This is a genomic window from Serratia sp. CY56464, from assembly GCF_052168435.1.
In the GTDB taxonomy this organism is placed as follows: Bacteria; Pseudomonadota; Gammaproteobacteria; order Enterobacterales; family Enterobacteriaceae; genus Serratia; species Serratia marcescens.
Genome location: NZ_JBJNMV010000001.1, coordinates 2,392,717 through 2,406,972, shown reverse-complemented (window position 1 = coordinate 2,406,972; position 14,256 = coordinate 2,392,717). Strand labels below are relative to the sequence as shown.

General features: G+C 63.2%; 13 protein-coding genes. 4 read left to right on the top strand and 9 right to left on the bottom strand.

Going from position 1 to position 14,256, the window contains the following annotated elements; genetic code table 11:
- Nucleotides 1-6: 6 nt before the first annotated feature.
- A complete protein-coding gene (locus tag ACJ8KE_RS11730) occupies nt 7-1,044 on the top strand; it encodes a M48 family metallopeptidase (RefSeq protein WP_016928715.1) in 1,038 nt (345 codons plus the stop codon).
- A 46-nt stretch (nt 1,045-1,090) separates the two neighbouring features.
- On the opposite strand, the gene gpmA is transcribed toward ACJ8KE_RS11730, so the two are convergent.
- The 9 genes from gpmA to modE form a co-directional block, all read right to left on the bottom strand.
- The gene (gene gpmA, locus ACJ8KE_RS11725) at nt 1,091-1,843 is read right to left on the bottom strand and encodes a 2,3-diphosphoglycerate-dependent phosphoglycerate mutase (protein WP_016928714.1); all 753 of its coding nucleotides are present in this window, start codon (nt 1,841-1,843) and stop codon (nt 1,091-1,093) included.
- Nucleotides 1,844-2,059: 216 nt separating this feature from the next.
- Nucleotides 2,060-2,407, bottom strand: coding sequence for a PsiF family protein (locus ACJ8KE_RS11720; protein ID WP_028127665.1), 348 nt, complete (start codon nt 2,405-2,407; stop codon nt 2,060-2,062).
- 197 nt (nt 2,408-2,604) lie between these two features.
- Nucleotides 2,605-3,648, bottom strand: coding sequence for a galactose-1-epimerase (gene galM / locus ACJ8KE_RS11715; RefSeq protein WP_116403657.1), 1,044 nt, complete (start codon nt 3,646-3,648; stop codon nt 2,605-2,607).
- Entirely contained in the window at nt 3,642-4,793 is a 1,152-nt protein-coding gene (galK, locus tag ACJ8KE_RS11710) for a galactokinase (RefSeq protein ID WP_079449565.1), read from the bottom strand. Before galK ends, galM begins: the two co-directional genes overlap by 7 nt.
- A complete protein-coding gene (gene galT / locus ACJ8KE_RS11705) occupies nt 4,790-5,842 on the bottom strand; it encodes a galactose-1-phosphate uridylyltransferase (RefSeq protein WP_097102591.1) in 1,053 nt (350 codons plus the stop codon). Before galT ends, galK begins: the two co-directional genes overlap by 4 nt.
- A 285-nt stretch (nt 5,843-6,127) precedes the next feature.
- Nucleotides 6,128-6,946 carry a CPBP family intramembrane glutamic endopeptidase gene (locus ACJ8KE_RS11700; RefSeq protein ID WP_110146762.1) on the bottom strand — a complete coding sequence of 273 codons (819 nt, stop codon included), beginning with the start codon at nt 6,944-6,946 and terminating at the stop codon, nt 6,128-6,130.
- A gap of 166 nt (nt 6,947-7,112) precedes the next feature.
- On the bottom strand, nt 7,113-7,685 hold the full coding sequence (locus ACJ8KE_RS11695; RefSeq protein WP_016928708.1) for a cysteine hydrolase family protein: 573 nt from the start codon (nt 7,683-7,685) through the stop codon (nt 7,113-7,115).
- Nucleotides 7,686-7,779: 94 nt separating this feature from the next.
- Complete coding sequence (modF, locus tag ACJ8KE_RS11690) at nt 7,780-9,267, bottom strand: molybdate ABC transporter ATP-binding protein ModF (protein ID WP_028127664.1); 1,488 nt, start codon at nt 9,265-9,267, stop codon at nt 7,780-7,782.
- A gap of 90 nt (nt 9,268-9,357) precedes the next feature.
- On the bottom strand, nt 9,358-10,149 hold the full coding sequence (modE, locus tag ACJ8KE_RS11685; protein ID WP_033641058.1) for a molybdenum-dependent transcriptional regulator: 792 nt from the start codon (nt 10,147-10,149) through the stop codon (nt 9,358-9,360).
- Between the two features lie 189 nt (nt 10,150-10,338).
- Between modE and ACJ8KE_RS11680 the strand changes: the two genes are divergently transcribed.
- From ACJ8KE_RS11680 to ACJ8KE_RS11670, 3 genes are read left to right on the top strand one after another with little or no spacing between them, the layout of a single operon-like run.
- Entirely contained in the window at nt 10,339-12,498 is a 2,160-nt protein-coding gene (locus tag ACJ8KE_RS11680; RefSeq protein WP_306376657.1) for a TonB-dependent receptor, read from the top strand.
- A 4-nt stretch (nt 12,499-12,502) separates the two neighbouring features.
- Nucleotides 12,503-13,498: an ABC transporter substrate-binding protein gene (locus ACJ8KE_RS11675; protein WP_016928704.1), complete on the top strand. Its 996-nt coding sequence runs from the start codon at nt 12,503-12,505 to the stop codon at nt 13,496-13,498.
- Nucleotide 13,499: 1 nt separating this feature from the next.
- The gene (locus tag ACJ8KE_RS11670; RefSeq protein WP_049299445.1) at nt 13,500-14,255 is read left to right on the top strand and encodes a class I SAM-dependent methyltransferase; all 756 of its coding nucleotides are present in this window, start codon (nt 13,500-13,502) and stop codon (nt 14,253-14,255) included.
- Nucleotide 14,256 lies beyond the last annotated feature (1 nt).

Sequence of the window (14,256 nt, the reverse complement as noted above, 5' to 3'; positions counted from 1 at the left end):
GCGCCGATGATCCTTGAAGGCGCTTATCAGTTGCCGGGACGGGCCGCACGTGAGGCGGCTCGTCTGCTGGTGAACGAAAGCGGCGAAGGCGTGACGTTGCAGCGGCAGGATGAACAGCGTTACATCCCGCTGACGGACATCACCGTTTCTGCCGCGCTGGGCAATATTCCGCTGACGCTCACCTTCAAGGGCGGCGGGCGCTTTGTGCCTGACGACGACGCGGCCTTTCGCCGCTGGTTCTATCAACGCCGTTCGCCGGGGTGGGTGCATCGCCTGGAACGCCATAAACGCGGCGTCGCCCTGGCGCTGCTGATGACGCTGCTGGCGGTAGTGGCTTACGTTTACGTGGTGCTGCCGTGGGCGAGCAGCGAGATCGCCATGCGCATCCCCACCTCGGTGGAACAGACGCTGGGCGAACATACGCAGACGTTTTTGGACCAGAGCGGCTTCGCGCCCTCCGCACTGCCGGCCGAACGGCAACGGGCGCTGCAGCAGTTGTTCCGGCAGGTGATGCCGGCCGAGATGCGCCAGGAGCGCACGCCGCTCTCGCTGAAGCTGATGGCGGCGCCCGGTGCGCCGAACGCCTTTATGTTGCCGGACGGCACGCTGGTGCTCAGCGATAGCCTGGTCACCTTGTCAAAAAACGACGATGGCTTGGCGGCGGTGATGCTGCATGAGATGGGGCATCACGCCCATCGTCACCCGATGCGCATGTTGGTGCGTTCGTCACTGGTGGCGTTGACGCTGATGTGGATGACGGGTGACGTCAGCGGCATCGGCGACACGCTGCTGCAGTCCGCATCCTTCGTGAATGAGATGCAGTTTTCTCGCGGGATGGAGCGTGAGGCGGATGCGTTTGCGATAGCGGAAATGCAGCGCCAGGGGCGTTCGTTGGCGGAAATGGCGGCGATCTACCGCGCGTTGGCGCAGGCGCCTGAACGAGAAAAGGCCGATGACTGGGCGCTGCCTGCCTGGCTCAGCACCCATCCGGCGATGCAGGAACGGCTGGACGCGGTGAACGAGGCGATGGCGCAGCAGCAATAAAAAAGCCCCCGGTGAAAACCGGGGGCTTTTTCGTGAACGGGCGAAATTACTTCGCTTTACCCTGGTTCGCTACGGCCGCCGCTTTTGCTGCGATCTCGTCGGCGTTACCCAGGTAGTAACGTTTGGTTGGCTTGAAGTTCTCGTCGAACTCATACACCAACGGCACGCCGGTTGGGATGTTCAGCTCGAGGATTTCATCTTCGCTCAGGTTATCCAGGTATTTCACCAGCGCGCGTAGGGAGTTGCCGTGCGCCGCAACGATCACGCGCTCGCCGCTCTTGATGCGTGGCAGGATCTCTTCGTCCCAGTAAGGGATAACGCGATCGATGGTCAGCGCCAGGCTTTCGGTCAGCGGCAGCTCTTGCTCGCTAAGCGAGGCGTAGCGCGGATCGTGGCCAGGGTAACGTTCGTCTTCTTTGGTCAGCTCAGGTGGGGTCACCGCGAAGCCGCGACGCCATTGTTTCACCTGCTCGTCGCCGTATTTTTCCGCGGTTTCCGCTTTGTTCAGACCCTGCAGCGCGCCGTAGTGACGTTCGTTCAGCTTCCAGGATTTTTCGGTTGGCAACCAGGCTTGATCCAGCTCGTCGAGGATGTTCCACAGGGTGTGGATCGCGCGCTTCAGTACGGAGGTGTAAGCGAAGTCAAAAGTGAAACCTTCCTCTTTCAACAGCTTGCCTGCTGCTTTCGCTTCGGTGCGGCCCTTGTCGGACAGATCAACATCATACCAACCGGTGAAGCGGTTTTCTTGGTTCCACTGGCTTTCGCCGTGACGCACCAGAACCAGCTTAGTTACAGCCATAGCTTAACTCCTTAATAATCTGACATTTCAATGATAACGAAAATCATTATATTGCCGCGGGCCGGGGCTCGGCAATCGATAGTGTCTAACCATAGCCAATTTCTTGCCGCAAAGTAAGGGCTGGCGAAAGGAAAAAGCTGAATCGTTCAGGCTGATGCGGAAGGGGGAGAAACGGCACGTCGGAATCGCTCCGGACGCGCCGTGGCAGAGGGGAAATCAGGCCGATTTTTTCAGGCAGTTGCTCATGAAGGTTTTACGCGCGTCGCCCTTCAGATCCTTGGTCTTGGCGTCGGCATTGCAGCTTTTCATTTTCTGCTGCTGCGGCGTCAGGGTTTTGCCGGACGCAGCGGCGCCTTCGGACTTCAGACAGGTGCTCATAAAGGTGGAGCGATCGGCGCCTTTCAGCGACTTGGTGGATGCCTGCTGGTTGCAATCGGTCATGCGTTTCTGTTGGGCCGCCTGCGCCGGCGAAGGCGTTTTCGTCGCCGTCGTCGCGTCGGCCGCCATCAGATTGGTGCTCAGCATTAAGCCCGCCAGCAATGGAAGTGCAGTAATCAGACGCATAGGTGTTCCTTCAGCTATTGATTGGCCGCCATCGGCCGAAAATGGTGACGTTGCACAAGGCGTTGTGCTTATCACGGTAGCCTGAGTGTAGTGCGCGCTTTGGAATAAGGGAAGGTGGGCGCCGGTGGGGGGATGGCGCTAAAAGGTAAGCATTTATAACAAATTGCCCCCGGCCGCACGGCGAGGGGCGTCGCGGGTCAGATAGGATAAAACTGATAATGCGTGGCGCTGCGGTAGCGCCTCCCCGGTTGCAGCCAACAGTCCGGCTGCGGCCACTCGGGATGGTGCGGGCTGTCCGGCAAAAACTCGCTCTCCAGCGCCACGCCGGCATGGTTGGCGTAGCTGCCGCCATCGCGCGCCGGCGTGCCGGCCAGATAATTGCCGCTGTAGAGCTGCAGCGCAGGCGCGTCGGTGAACACGCTCATTTGCACTTGCCCATCGGCGGACCACAAATGCGCCGCCGGGCTCTCCAGCGCCCCGCAGGTACGATGCAGCAGAAAGGCGTGATCGTAGCCTTTTACCCGCTGCTGATCGCAATCGCGCAGGAAATCCTGCAGCAGCGTTTTCGGCTGGCGGAAATCCATGCCGCTGCCGTCCACGGGCGTCAGCCCGGCGCAGGGAATGCCCTCGGCGTCAACGGGCAGATAGCGATCGGCGAACAGCTGCAGCCGTTGGGCGCGGGCGTCGGTGCCGGCGCCGTCGAGATTGAAATAGGCGTGGTTGGTCAGATTGACCGGGCAGGGGCGATCGACCTGCGCCAGGTAGTTGATTTCCAGACGATTATCCGAGGTCAGGCGGTAACAAACCTGCACGTCGAGATTGCCGGGGAAACCCTGATCGCCCTCCGCCGAGTGCAGCGCATAGCAAACCTGTTGCGCCTCGTGCTGTACCCGGCGCCAGCGGCGGGCATGGAAACCGTCGGGGCCGCCGTGCAGCTGGTGGGCACCCTGATTGGCGGCCAGCGCATGGGGTTTCCCGTCGATGGGCAAACTGGCGTTGGCGATGCGGTTGGCGTAACGGCCGACGGTGGCGCCCAGATAGGCGCCTTGATGCGGGTAGTCCGCCGGGCTGCGGCAGCCGAGCAGCAGTTCGCGTTTTTCACCGGATTTGAGCGGCAAGACGGCGGACAGCCAGGTGGCGCCCCAGTCCATCAGCGTCACCGTCATGCCGTCGGCGTTTTGCAGCTGTGTCAGCTGGTAAGGCTGCCCATCGGGCGCCGCTGCCGTGGTTGCCGTCAGCATGTACCGGCCCCCTGCGAAGCCTGGCAGACATAGAAGGTTTCCTGCAATCCGCCGGTTTGCCGCGGATACTCGTGCGCCACGGCGGCACGCACCGACTCCACGAGATCCTGCGGCATCAGCGCGACGATGCAGCCGCCAAAGCCGCCGCCGGTCATGCGCACGCCACCGCGCGGGCCGATCGTCGCTTTGACGATCTCGACCAACCGATCGATCGGCGGCACGGTGATTTCAAAATCATCGCGCATCGAGGCGTGGGACTCCGCCATCAGCCGGCCCATGCGCTGCAGGTCGCCTGCCGCCAGCGCGTCGGCCGCCGCCAGCGTGCGGGCGTTCTCGCTGATGACATGGCGCGCGCGTTTGGCCACCAACGGATCCAACTGATGTTGACGCGCTGCAAACTGTTCCGGGCTGACGTCGCGCAGCGCCTTGACGCCGAAGAACCGCGCCGCTTCTTCGCACTGTGTGCGGCGGGTGTTGTACTCGCTGTCCACCAGCCCGCGCTGCACATTGGAGTTGATGATCACCACCGCGACGCTGTCCGGCATCGGCACCGCACGGGTCTCCAGCGAGCGGCAGTCGATCAGCAGAGCGCTGTCGCGCCGGCCGAGCGCGGAGATCAACTGGTCCATGATGCCGCAGTTGCAGCCGACGAACTGGTTCTCCGCCTCCTGGCCGTTCAGCGCCAGCGCCACGCCGTCCAGCGGCAGCTGATAGAGCGCCTGCAGCGCCTGGCCCACCGCCACCTCCAGCGCGGCGGAGGAGCTGAGCCCCGCCCCTTGCGGCACATTGCCGGCGATCACCAGATCCGCGCCGCCGAAGTCGGCGTTGCGGCGCTGAAGATGTTTCACCACGCCGCGCACATAGTCGGACCAGCGCTGATCGGGGTGGCTGACGATCGGCTCGTCGAGCGAGAATTGATCCTGCTGATTCTGATAATCGGCGGCCAGCACGCGGATCTGGCGGTCGTCGCGCTTGGCGCAGGCGATGACGGTTTGGTAATCGATGGCGCAGGGCAGCACGAAGCCGTCGTTGTAATCGGTATGCTCGCCGATCAGGTTCACCCGCCCCGGCGCCTGGATGGTCAACGCCGGCGCGTAGCCGAAGTGCTCGGTAAACAGGGAATGGGTAAGCGGTTTCAGGCTCATGCTTGGGCTCCGGCTTCACGGTAATGAATATCGCTGACGGCGCGCAGACGCTCTGCGGCCTGTTCGGCGGTCAGGTCGCGCTGGGTTTCCGCCAGCATCTCGTAACCGACCATAAATTTGCGCACGCTGGCTGAACGCAGCAGCGGCGGATAGAAATGGGCGTGCAGCTGCCAGTGCCGGTTGTCGGCGCCGTTGAACGGCGCGCCGTGCCATCCCATCGAATAGGGGAAGGAGCACTGGAACAGGTTGTCGTAGCGGCTGGTCAGCTTCTTCAGCGCCAGCGCCAGATCGCGGCTCTGCGCCGCGCCGAGTTCGGTGATGCGCTGCACCGCCGTTTTCGGCAGCAGCAGCGTTTCAAACGGCCAGGCGGCCCAGTAGGGCACCACCGCCAGCCAGTGTTCGGTGTTCACCACGATGCGTTCGCCTGCGGCCAGCTCGCGCTGTGCATAATCCAGCAGCAGCGGGGAGGCATATTCCCGGAAATAGTCGTGCTGCAGGCGATCTTCGCGTTCGGCCTCGTTCGGCAGAAAACTGTTGGCCCAGACCTGCCCGTGCGGGTGCGGGTTGGAGCAGCCCATCGCCGCGCCTTTGTTTTCGAACAGCTGTACCCAGGGGTAGTGCTTGCCCAGCTCATCGGTTTGCGCCTGCCAGGCGGCAACCACCTGCTCCAGCGCCGGCAGCGTCAGTTCGGGCAGGGTCTTGCTGTGATCGGGAGAGAAGCAGATCACCCGGCTGACGCCGCGCGCGCTTTGGCTGCGCATCAGCGGATCCTGGCTGTCGGGCGCCGGCGGCGTATCGCTCATCAGCGCGGCGAAATCGTTGGTGAAAACATAGGTACCGCGATAATCCGGATTGCGATCGCCGGTGACGCGCGCGTTGCCCGGGCACAGGAAACAGTCGGGATCGTGCGCCGGCAGCGTTTCTGTGGGGACGGCCTCCTGCTGGCCCTGCCAGGGGCGCTTGGCGCGGTGCGGTGAGACCAGCACCCACTGGCCGCTCAGCGGATTGTAGCGGCGGTGCGGATGATCGATAGGGTTAAATTCCGTCATACGGTTCCTTTCTTGGCGCCGACGAAAGTGTAATCGCTTCCAATTACCGTCTTGAGACGCCCGTTGCTGAACAGGGAGAGGCTGTTGCGCAGAAAGATAGCACGCCCGCGGCGGTAAAAAGGTGATCTAACGCGAAAAATGGAATCGTTTACACTTCATTGCAAAGCGCAGGAGGGGCGAAGAAAAGCAGGCGGCAACGTGATTGAGGGCATTGCGGTGAAGTGCCGGTGATAGCGTTTTCACCCGACCAGCCGGCAGAGAGGGGCTCTCTGCCGGCTTCAGCCGTTAAGAATGCTGGTACAGCGGATAGGTGAAGAACAGCAGATGGGTCAGATTAAGCCCGAAATGGAACAGAATCGGCACCCACAGACGGCCGCTCCACATCCACGCCAGGCCGTAGATCACCCCGGCGAGGGTCGCGAAGATCACCATCAGCGTACCGCCCGCCAGATGCGCGGCGCCGAACACCAGGGAGGCGACGATCAGCGCCGGCCACGCGCCCAGCCACTGGCTGAGGCGCTGTTGCAGGTAGCCGCGAAACAGCGCTTCCTCGGCCATGCAGACAAAGAACAGGTTCGCCATCACGAAAGGCAGGATCCAGGCGGGCGCATGCCACTCAATTTTTAAGCCGCCCAGCGCGACGGCCAGCAGCAACAGCGCCGGCACGGCCAGCAGCAGCGCAATCCAGCCCGCTCTGCTGGCGTTGCCGCCGCGTTCGGCGGAAAACAGCGTGGGCAAGCAGGCGAACAGCAGGAAGGGCACCATCGCCTTATCGAAGTTGTAATACATGGTGAACGGCGCGCTGAGCGGACCGGCTTTTTCGCCGTCGATCATCAGTTGATTGTGGATGCCGGGCACCAGGTGCAAGAACAGCGCCACGCAGCCGGCGACCACCAGCCCTTCGAGCGCAATCGCCAGATTACGCTGCGCGCGAAAATGGTGGCGCAACCCCGCCAGCGCTACGATCGCCAGCAGATAACTCAGGCTGAGCGGCGTCAGTACCCCATGATAAAGCCCCATGCCCGCCGAGGCGGCCAGGATCACCCAGGCTATCAGCCGATTAAACGGCAAGAAAAATAACGAAGCAGCCAGTACGCCCCACATGATATGTCCCTTTAAATATGTACACGGCGCTCAGCGCCTTTGCGGCGTGCGATGATGGCAAAATTGAGCGCTAGAGCGGATAGTAGCACACCAGGATGACGCTAAAGGTCGGGGCAGTGATGCATTTGTGCATGATGCCGGCCCACACGACCGGCGGCGAGGAGGGTTAGCCTTTCATCCATGCCTGCGAACGGGTGATTTCGGCCAGGTTTTGCAGGGTATCCAGGCTCTGCTGGTGGATCTCCTGCGTGGGGGCCGCGCACAGATCGTGCAGCACGGTCACCTGAAAGCCGGCGTCGTGCGCCTGCCGCGCGGTGCTCTCGATGGCGAGCGGCGTGCTGATGCCCGCCAGCAGCAGATGGTGGCACCGATGTTGCCGCAGCCAGGCTAACAAATTGTTACCGGAGAAAGCGCTGACTGCCGTTTTTTCAAACTGCAGATCGGTCTCTTCCTGATGCAGTTCGGGCATCCAGCGGCAGCCCGGGCCATTTAGCCGCAGCGCGCCGATCTGCTTGAGATGGTTGAACAGCGGCGAATGGGGCGGGATGTCATGATAATCGTCGGCGAATCCCACCCGCACCCAAATCACCGGGATTTTTCGCACCCGGGCATAGGCCGCGGCGGCATTGACGTTGGCAAGCAGGTGGGTCGTCATCACCTGTTCGCGGCAGTGGTTGGCGCGCCCTTTGGGCCCGATCAGATCTTCGATCAGGTCGATGATAATCAACGCAGCGGACATGGCGTCTCCAAAAATGGCCTTCTTCCTTTCTATGATAAAAGGCCAAATGTGATGTGCTGCGGTGAAGTGTTGCCGGATATGTTTACGCCGCGTTTCAGGCGGAGGCCGCCTCCAGCCGTTGCTGTTGGTAACCATAGCCGCCTTCGCCGTCGGGCACGAAGCTGAGGCGGTGAGTGATGCACTGCGGCGCATCTTCGGCATGGTGCGAGACAAACAGCAACTGGGTGGCGCCCTGGCCGATCAGCACGTCGATAAAGCGGCGCACCAGCTGGCGATTGAGCGGATCCAGCCCCTGCAGCGGCTCGTCGAGGATCAGCAGCGCCGGGTGTTTCACCAGCGCGCGGGCGATCAGCGCCAGCCGCTGTTGGCCCCAGGAAAGGCTGTGGAACGGGGCGTCACCGCGCGCGCCGTTGAGCCCGAGCAGCGCCAGCCATTGCTCTGTCAGCTGCCGCTGACGATCCGAGACCGCCTGATAAATGCCGATCGAATCGAAGAACCCTGACAGCACCACGTTGCGCACGCTGGTGTTGACGCGATAATCCAGATGCAGGCTGCTGCTGACGTAGCCGATATGGCGTTTGATTTCCCAGATGGTTTCCCCGCTGCCGCGGCGGCGGCCGAACAGCGTCAGATCGTTGCTGTAGCCCTGTGGATGATCGCCGGTGATCAAGCTGAGCAGCGTGGATTTGCCGGCGCCGTTCGGGCCGACGATCTGCCAGTGCTCGCCGGGGTTAACCTGCCAGTCGAGATGATTGAGGATCGGCCGATCGTTATAGCTGACCACGCCGTCGCGCAGGACGATCAGCGGCCTATCCGCCGGCAGGGCCACTTTTTGCGTCGGATCCTCGGTTTCCGGCAGCGCCAGCCCGCTGAGGTTTTCGCTGTGCGCCAACTGCGCCACCAGCGCGTCCGCCATTACCTGGCTGCGCGGCCCGCGGCTGGTCAGGGTGCAGTCCGCCAGCACGCCCACCTGGCGGACAAAATCCGGTATTTCGTCGAACCGGTTGAGCACCAGCACCACGGTTTGGCCCTGGGCGGAAAGCTCGCTCAGCAACGCGGCGAGCTGCGCGCGCGAGTGCACGTCCAGCCCGTCGAAGGGTTCGTCGAGGATCAGCAGGTCGGGCTCGGGCATCAGCGCCCGGCACAGCAGGGTCTTGCGCGTTTCGCCGGTGGAGAGGTATTTGAAGCGGCGCGTCAGCAGGGCGGTGATGCCGAACTGCGCGGCCAGCCGCTCACAGCGCGCGGCGTCTTTCACCTCTTCCTGAATGATCTCCGCCGCGGTGCGGCCGGTGTCGTCTTCGTCCGCGCTGAGCAGATCTGTATTGTTGCGTTGCCACTCGTCGCTGACCATTTTTTGCAGCTGTTCGAAGGAGATGCGCACCGCGTGCTGAAAGTCGCTGCGGCGCTCGCCGCTCAACAGAACCAGTTCGTCGGCCAGCGCGCGCGCCAGGGCGGATTTGCCACTGCCGTTGGCGCCGACGAAGGCCCAGCTGTCGCCGGCCTGGATTTCCAGCGCGTCCAGCGTCAGGGTGCGGGTATCGCTTAAGCGGAATGAACCTTGCGAAATATGCAACGACGACATCACCTGTTCCTTTTTTTGCAATTATTTGCCTTAGAAATAGGCGTATTGCAGGGGGATGTCAATCAACAAAAATGCAACGTTACGTTGCGCTTAACACAACGTGGCGACAATCACGTGGTCGGCGTTGAACAGGGCGTGTACGGCGGCGCCGACGCTCAGCTGCAGGCGCTGCAACTCCGCCGTCGTCAGCGTGGCGCACAGGGTTTCGCCCCCCGCCAGCGTCACCAGCACCTCGCTGTGTTCGGCGCCCGGCTGAATGCCGGCCACCACGCCCGCCAGCGCGTTATCCGCGTCGGCATGTTCCGCCGTCTCGACGCTTAACCGCACCCAGGGCGCCTTGATCAGCGCCAGCACCTCTTTGCCCGGCGTCAGTTGCAGCCGGTCGGCGCTTTGCTGGGTGATGGCCGCCGTCAGGCGAGTGCTGCCGTCGTTCAACAAGATCGCCAGATGCTGCTGCACCTGCTGATGATCGCGCTCGATGACGGTGCCGAAAAATTGATTGCGCGCGCTGGTTTGCAGCGAGAAGCGCGAGATGGCCGCCAGCAGACTGTCGAGCGGCAGATCGTCCTGCTGCAACACATCGAAGGCCTTTTGCTGCACCTGGCCCAGCAGGTCATACAGCTGGATCAGCCGTTGGCCGTAGTGCGTCAGCTGCGCGCCGCCGCCGCCTTTTCCGCCGGTGGCGCGGTCCACCACCGTGTGTTCCGCCAGTTGGTTCATCTCATTGATGGCGTCCCAGGCGCTTTTGTAGCTGATGCCCGCCAGTTTGGCGCCCTGGCTGATGGAGCCGGTGTGCTGTACCTGTTTCAGCAGCGCGATGCGGCGCGGATCGGCGAACAGCTTTTGCTGGAGTTTGAGAGTCAGAAGAATTTCGGCCTGCATAGCGCATCCTGTCGGCGGCAAAAATCTTATTGTCGCCGATTTGGCGACAAAGCGCCAAACGCAGTGCGCTGGAGAGCGGGGGTAATAAAGACTGGTATTGCTTTATTGTTATAATATAACATAACAGAAAAACAATAAGGCTTTACGCCGGCTGCGGCCGGTTTTTATTTCACCACAGGGATGCACCACATGAGTACGACACGCCGGCGTCTTGGCACGCCCAGAAAATCTTTATGCCTTGCCGCCTGGGTCGGCGGCGCACTGACGGCGCCGCTGGCTTTCGCCGCCGACTGCGATAAAGCCCGCAATGCCACGGGATGTGAAGAACATCTCACCGTGGAGGCGGCGGCCTCCGCCGGGCGTTACGATGCGTTGAACGCCCTGAGCCGCAGCGCGTCACAGCTCGGGCTGAGCGCTCGGGAGACGCCGCGCAGCGTCGATATCATCCGCGCGCGGGCGATCCAACAGCGGGGCGATCGCTCGCTGGCCGCCGCCGTCGAGCACGCCACCGGTCTGTCCGGCGTCGCTTCGCCAACGTTGTCCAACAACTTTTCCGCGCGCGGTTTTCGGCCGATCGCCTGGCTGTATAACGGCGTAGAGATGCCCGGCAGCACGCTGCAGCTGGGCGATCCGGCGCATTACGACAGCATCGAGGTGCTGCGCGGGCCGGGGTCGGCATTGAACGGACTGAGCGCCGCAGGCGGCAGCGTCAACCTGATCTCGCGGCGGCCGACCTTCAGCCGCCAGCCGGTTGAACTCGACTATGGCTTCGGCAGCTACCGCAGCCAGCGTCTGCATCTGGGGGCCGGCGGCGCGCTGGTGGACGATGCGGTGGCGTACCGGTTAGACGTCAGTGGCAACGACAGCGGCAGCAACGTGCAGTATGAACGCGATCGGCAGAAGCGGGTTTCCGGCTCGCTGCTGTTTAAATTGACGGACGATGCGTTGCTGACGCTGAGCCTGGACCGCATGCTCAACCGCACCAACAACCCTTACTACGGCACGCCGCTGCTGAATGGGCGCATTGCCGGCGAGCTGCGCGACATCAATTACAACAACCTGACCGACAGCCGCATCCAGAGCAACGCCACCGCGTTTCAGGCCAGTCTGGACTGGTTTATGACGCCCGAAGTGGAGTGGCATAACCAATTCTATTACTACAGCGGCTTTCGCGAATGGCGCAACGTCGAACGTTTCCGCGTCGCGGCGGCGGCTCGGCCCGGCGACGTCAACCGCGACTCTTTCGGCGCTCTGGCGCACGACGACGATCTGATCGGCAACCGCAGTTCGCTGGTGTTCGATCGCGTTATCGCCGGTTTCGATAACCGGTTGCTGGTCGGCTTCGATCTGAGCAAGCGGCATTTTCAGTACTACTCCAACGGTTTCCCCGGCTCCGAGGACGTGCCGCTCGGCGCGCCGCCCAGAGAACCGTTCGCTCAGGGCACCGCCAGTCAACGCGCGCCGGTGCGCCACGTTACTCAGAATCAGTACGCCGCTTTTCTTGAAGATCGCTTCAGCCTGACCGAGCGTTTAGCGTTGCTGGGCCAACTGCGCTACAACCATATGGACATGGACTGGCGCTTCCAGGGGCCGCAGGAAGACAGCCGCGCGCGCACCTATGTTTTCAGCACCTGGAGCCTGGGCCCCAGCTATGCGCTGACCGATAACCTCACGCTTTACGCCAACTACACCACCGGCCAGGAGCCGGGCAACGATCTGTTCTTCCTCAGCCCGACGCAGACCGATCTGCCGCTGACGCGAGCGCGCCAGTGGGAGGCCGGCGCCAAAGGGCAATTTTGGGATCACAAGGGCGAGGCGACGCTGGCGCTGTATGAACTGCGCAAGGACAACCTGTTTGTGCCCGATGCGCAGCGGCCGGATGCGTTGAACGCGGTAGGCAGGCAGACGTCGCGCGGCATCGAGCTTGGCGTGGTGCTGCGTCCCGACGATCGTTGGGAGCTGGCCGGCAACGCCGCCTATACGCACGCCCGCTACGACGACTATCGCGGCGGCAGCCCGCTGCGCAGCTACAACGGCAATCGCCCGGCCTATATCCCGGACTGGACCGCCAACCTCAGCGTGCATTATCAGGCGACGGAACGTTTGGGGCTGGCTTCTTCGCTGCGCTATGTCGGCAGCAGTTACAACGACGACGCCAACCAGCGCAAGATGCGTGCGTACACCACGCTTGATCTGGCGGCGGATTATCAGCTGACGCCGATCGTCGATGTCGGTTTCCGCATTCGCAACGCCACCAACCAGCTGTACGCCTATCAGCGCACCTACCCGGATCAGGCGCTGATCGCGCCGCCGCGCAGCTATGAAACCTTCGTGTCGGTCAGGTTCTGACGTCGTGAAACGTTCGCTTTACCTGTTGTTGTGCGCCCTGGGATTGGGCTGGGGCGTGCCGCTGCACGCCTATGCTGTCAGCCTGCACAATTGCGGGGCAATGCGCGATTACCCGCAGCCGCCGCAGCGGGTGCTGGTCTACGCCAATCCGGCGCTGGAAAACCTGCTGGCGCTGGGGCTGGCTGGCCGTGCGATCGGCGTGGTCGGGTATGACCGCACGCGCGATCCCGCGCCGACGGCGTCGGCCGATACGCTGCGGGCGCCCGCCGGCCCGGCGCCGCCCACGGCGGAAGCGTTGCTGCTGATGCGGCCGGATTTTGTCTATTCGGCCAGCTATTACTGGCTGCACAGCCCGGAAACGCCCGATCGGGCGCGGTTGGCGGAATGGGGCATCGACACTTATCTCTCCCCCGGCGCCTGCAGCGGCCAGCAAAGCGCGATCGCCGCCGCGCTGACGTTCGAAGACATTTTCACCGAGCTGCGGGAGCTGGCGCGCATTTTTAACGCTGGCCGCGCCGGTGAAGTGCTGATCGCGCGGCTGCGCGAGCAGCTGAAGGCGCTCGAACCGCAGCGCGCGCCATTGCCGCATCGGCGTCTGCTGTGGTGGTATGCCGGCACGCAGACGCCCTACGTGGCGGGTTGCTGCGGCGCGCCAGGTTTGCTGAGCCGCAGCGTCGGCAGCGAGAACCTGTTCGGCGATCTGCCCGAGCTGTGGCCGACGGTATCCTGGGAGATTATCGCCGCCCGCGATCCGGATGCGATCGTGCTTGGCGATCTGCCGCGCGGTGGCTTCGGGGACAGCGCGGCCGACAAGATCGCCTTTCTGGAGCATCACCCGCTGACCGCTACGCTGCGCGCCGTACGTCAGCGGCGCTACGTGATCCTCCCCGGTTACGACATGGACCCTTCCGCCCGCACCGTGGCGGCGCTGGGCCGTTTGATTCGGGGCCTGGCGGCCTTGCCGCCGCAGACTCCGACGCTTTCCAACAAGGAACCTTGATATGACTGCCGTTTCATTCTCTTCGCTGCTGGACTCCTGGGATCGCCAGCAGGCGGCTTACATCGCCGAACGCGAAGCGCGTTTTAACGCCCAGCTGGACGTGCTGGCGCTGGCCGTCGGCCAGGATTTTCACGTGCTGGATCTGGCCTGTGGCCCGGGATCGCTGAGCCTGCGTATTTTGCAGCGCTTTCCGCAGGCCAGGGTGACCGCCATCGATCTCGATCCGCTGCTGCTGGCGGTGGCGCGCGGCGCGCTGGCGGCGTACGGCGATCGGATCCGCATTCTGCAGGCCGATCTGGCGGATCCTGCCTGTTTTTCCGTGCTGTCCGGCCCCACGCCGCAAGCGGCGGTGTCCAGCACGGCGCTGCACTGGCTGATGCCGGAGCAGCAGCTGGCGTTGTACCGTAACGTCGCCGGGCTGCTGGCCGCCGGCGGCGTATTCCTCAATGCCGATCATCAGCGCTATGACCACCGTCAGCCACGGCTGAAAGCGTTGGCCGAACGGCACGACGAGCAGACCCAACAACACGCCTGGGACAGCGGCGTTGAGGATTGGGATCGTTGGTTCGCCGGCGCTCTGCAATCGCCGGCCTTGGCCGCTTATCAGGCCGAGCGCGAAGCGCTGTTCGCCGGCCGGCCGGTACCGCCGCCGACGCCGGTGGATTTCCAGCTCGCGGCCCTCAGACAAGCCGGTTTCAGCGAGGCGGGGACGGTATGGCAACTGTTGGACGACTATGTGATCGCAGGCTGGAAATAGC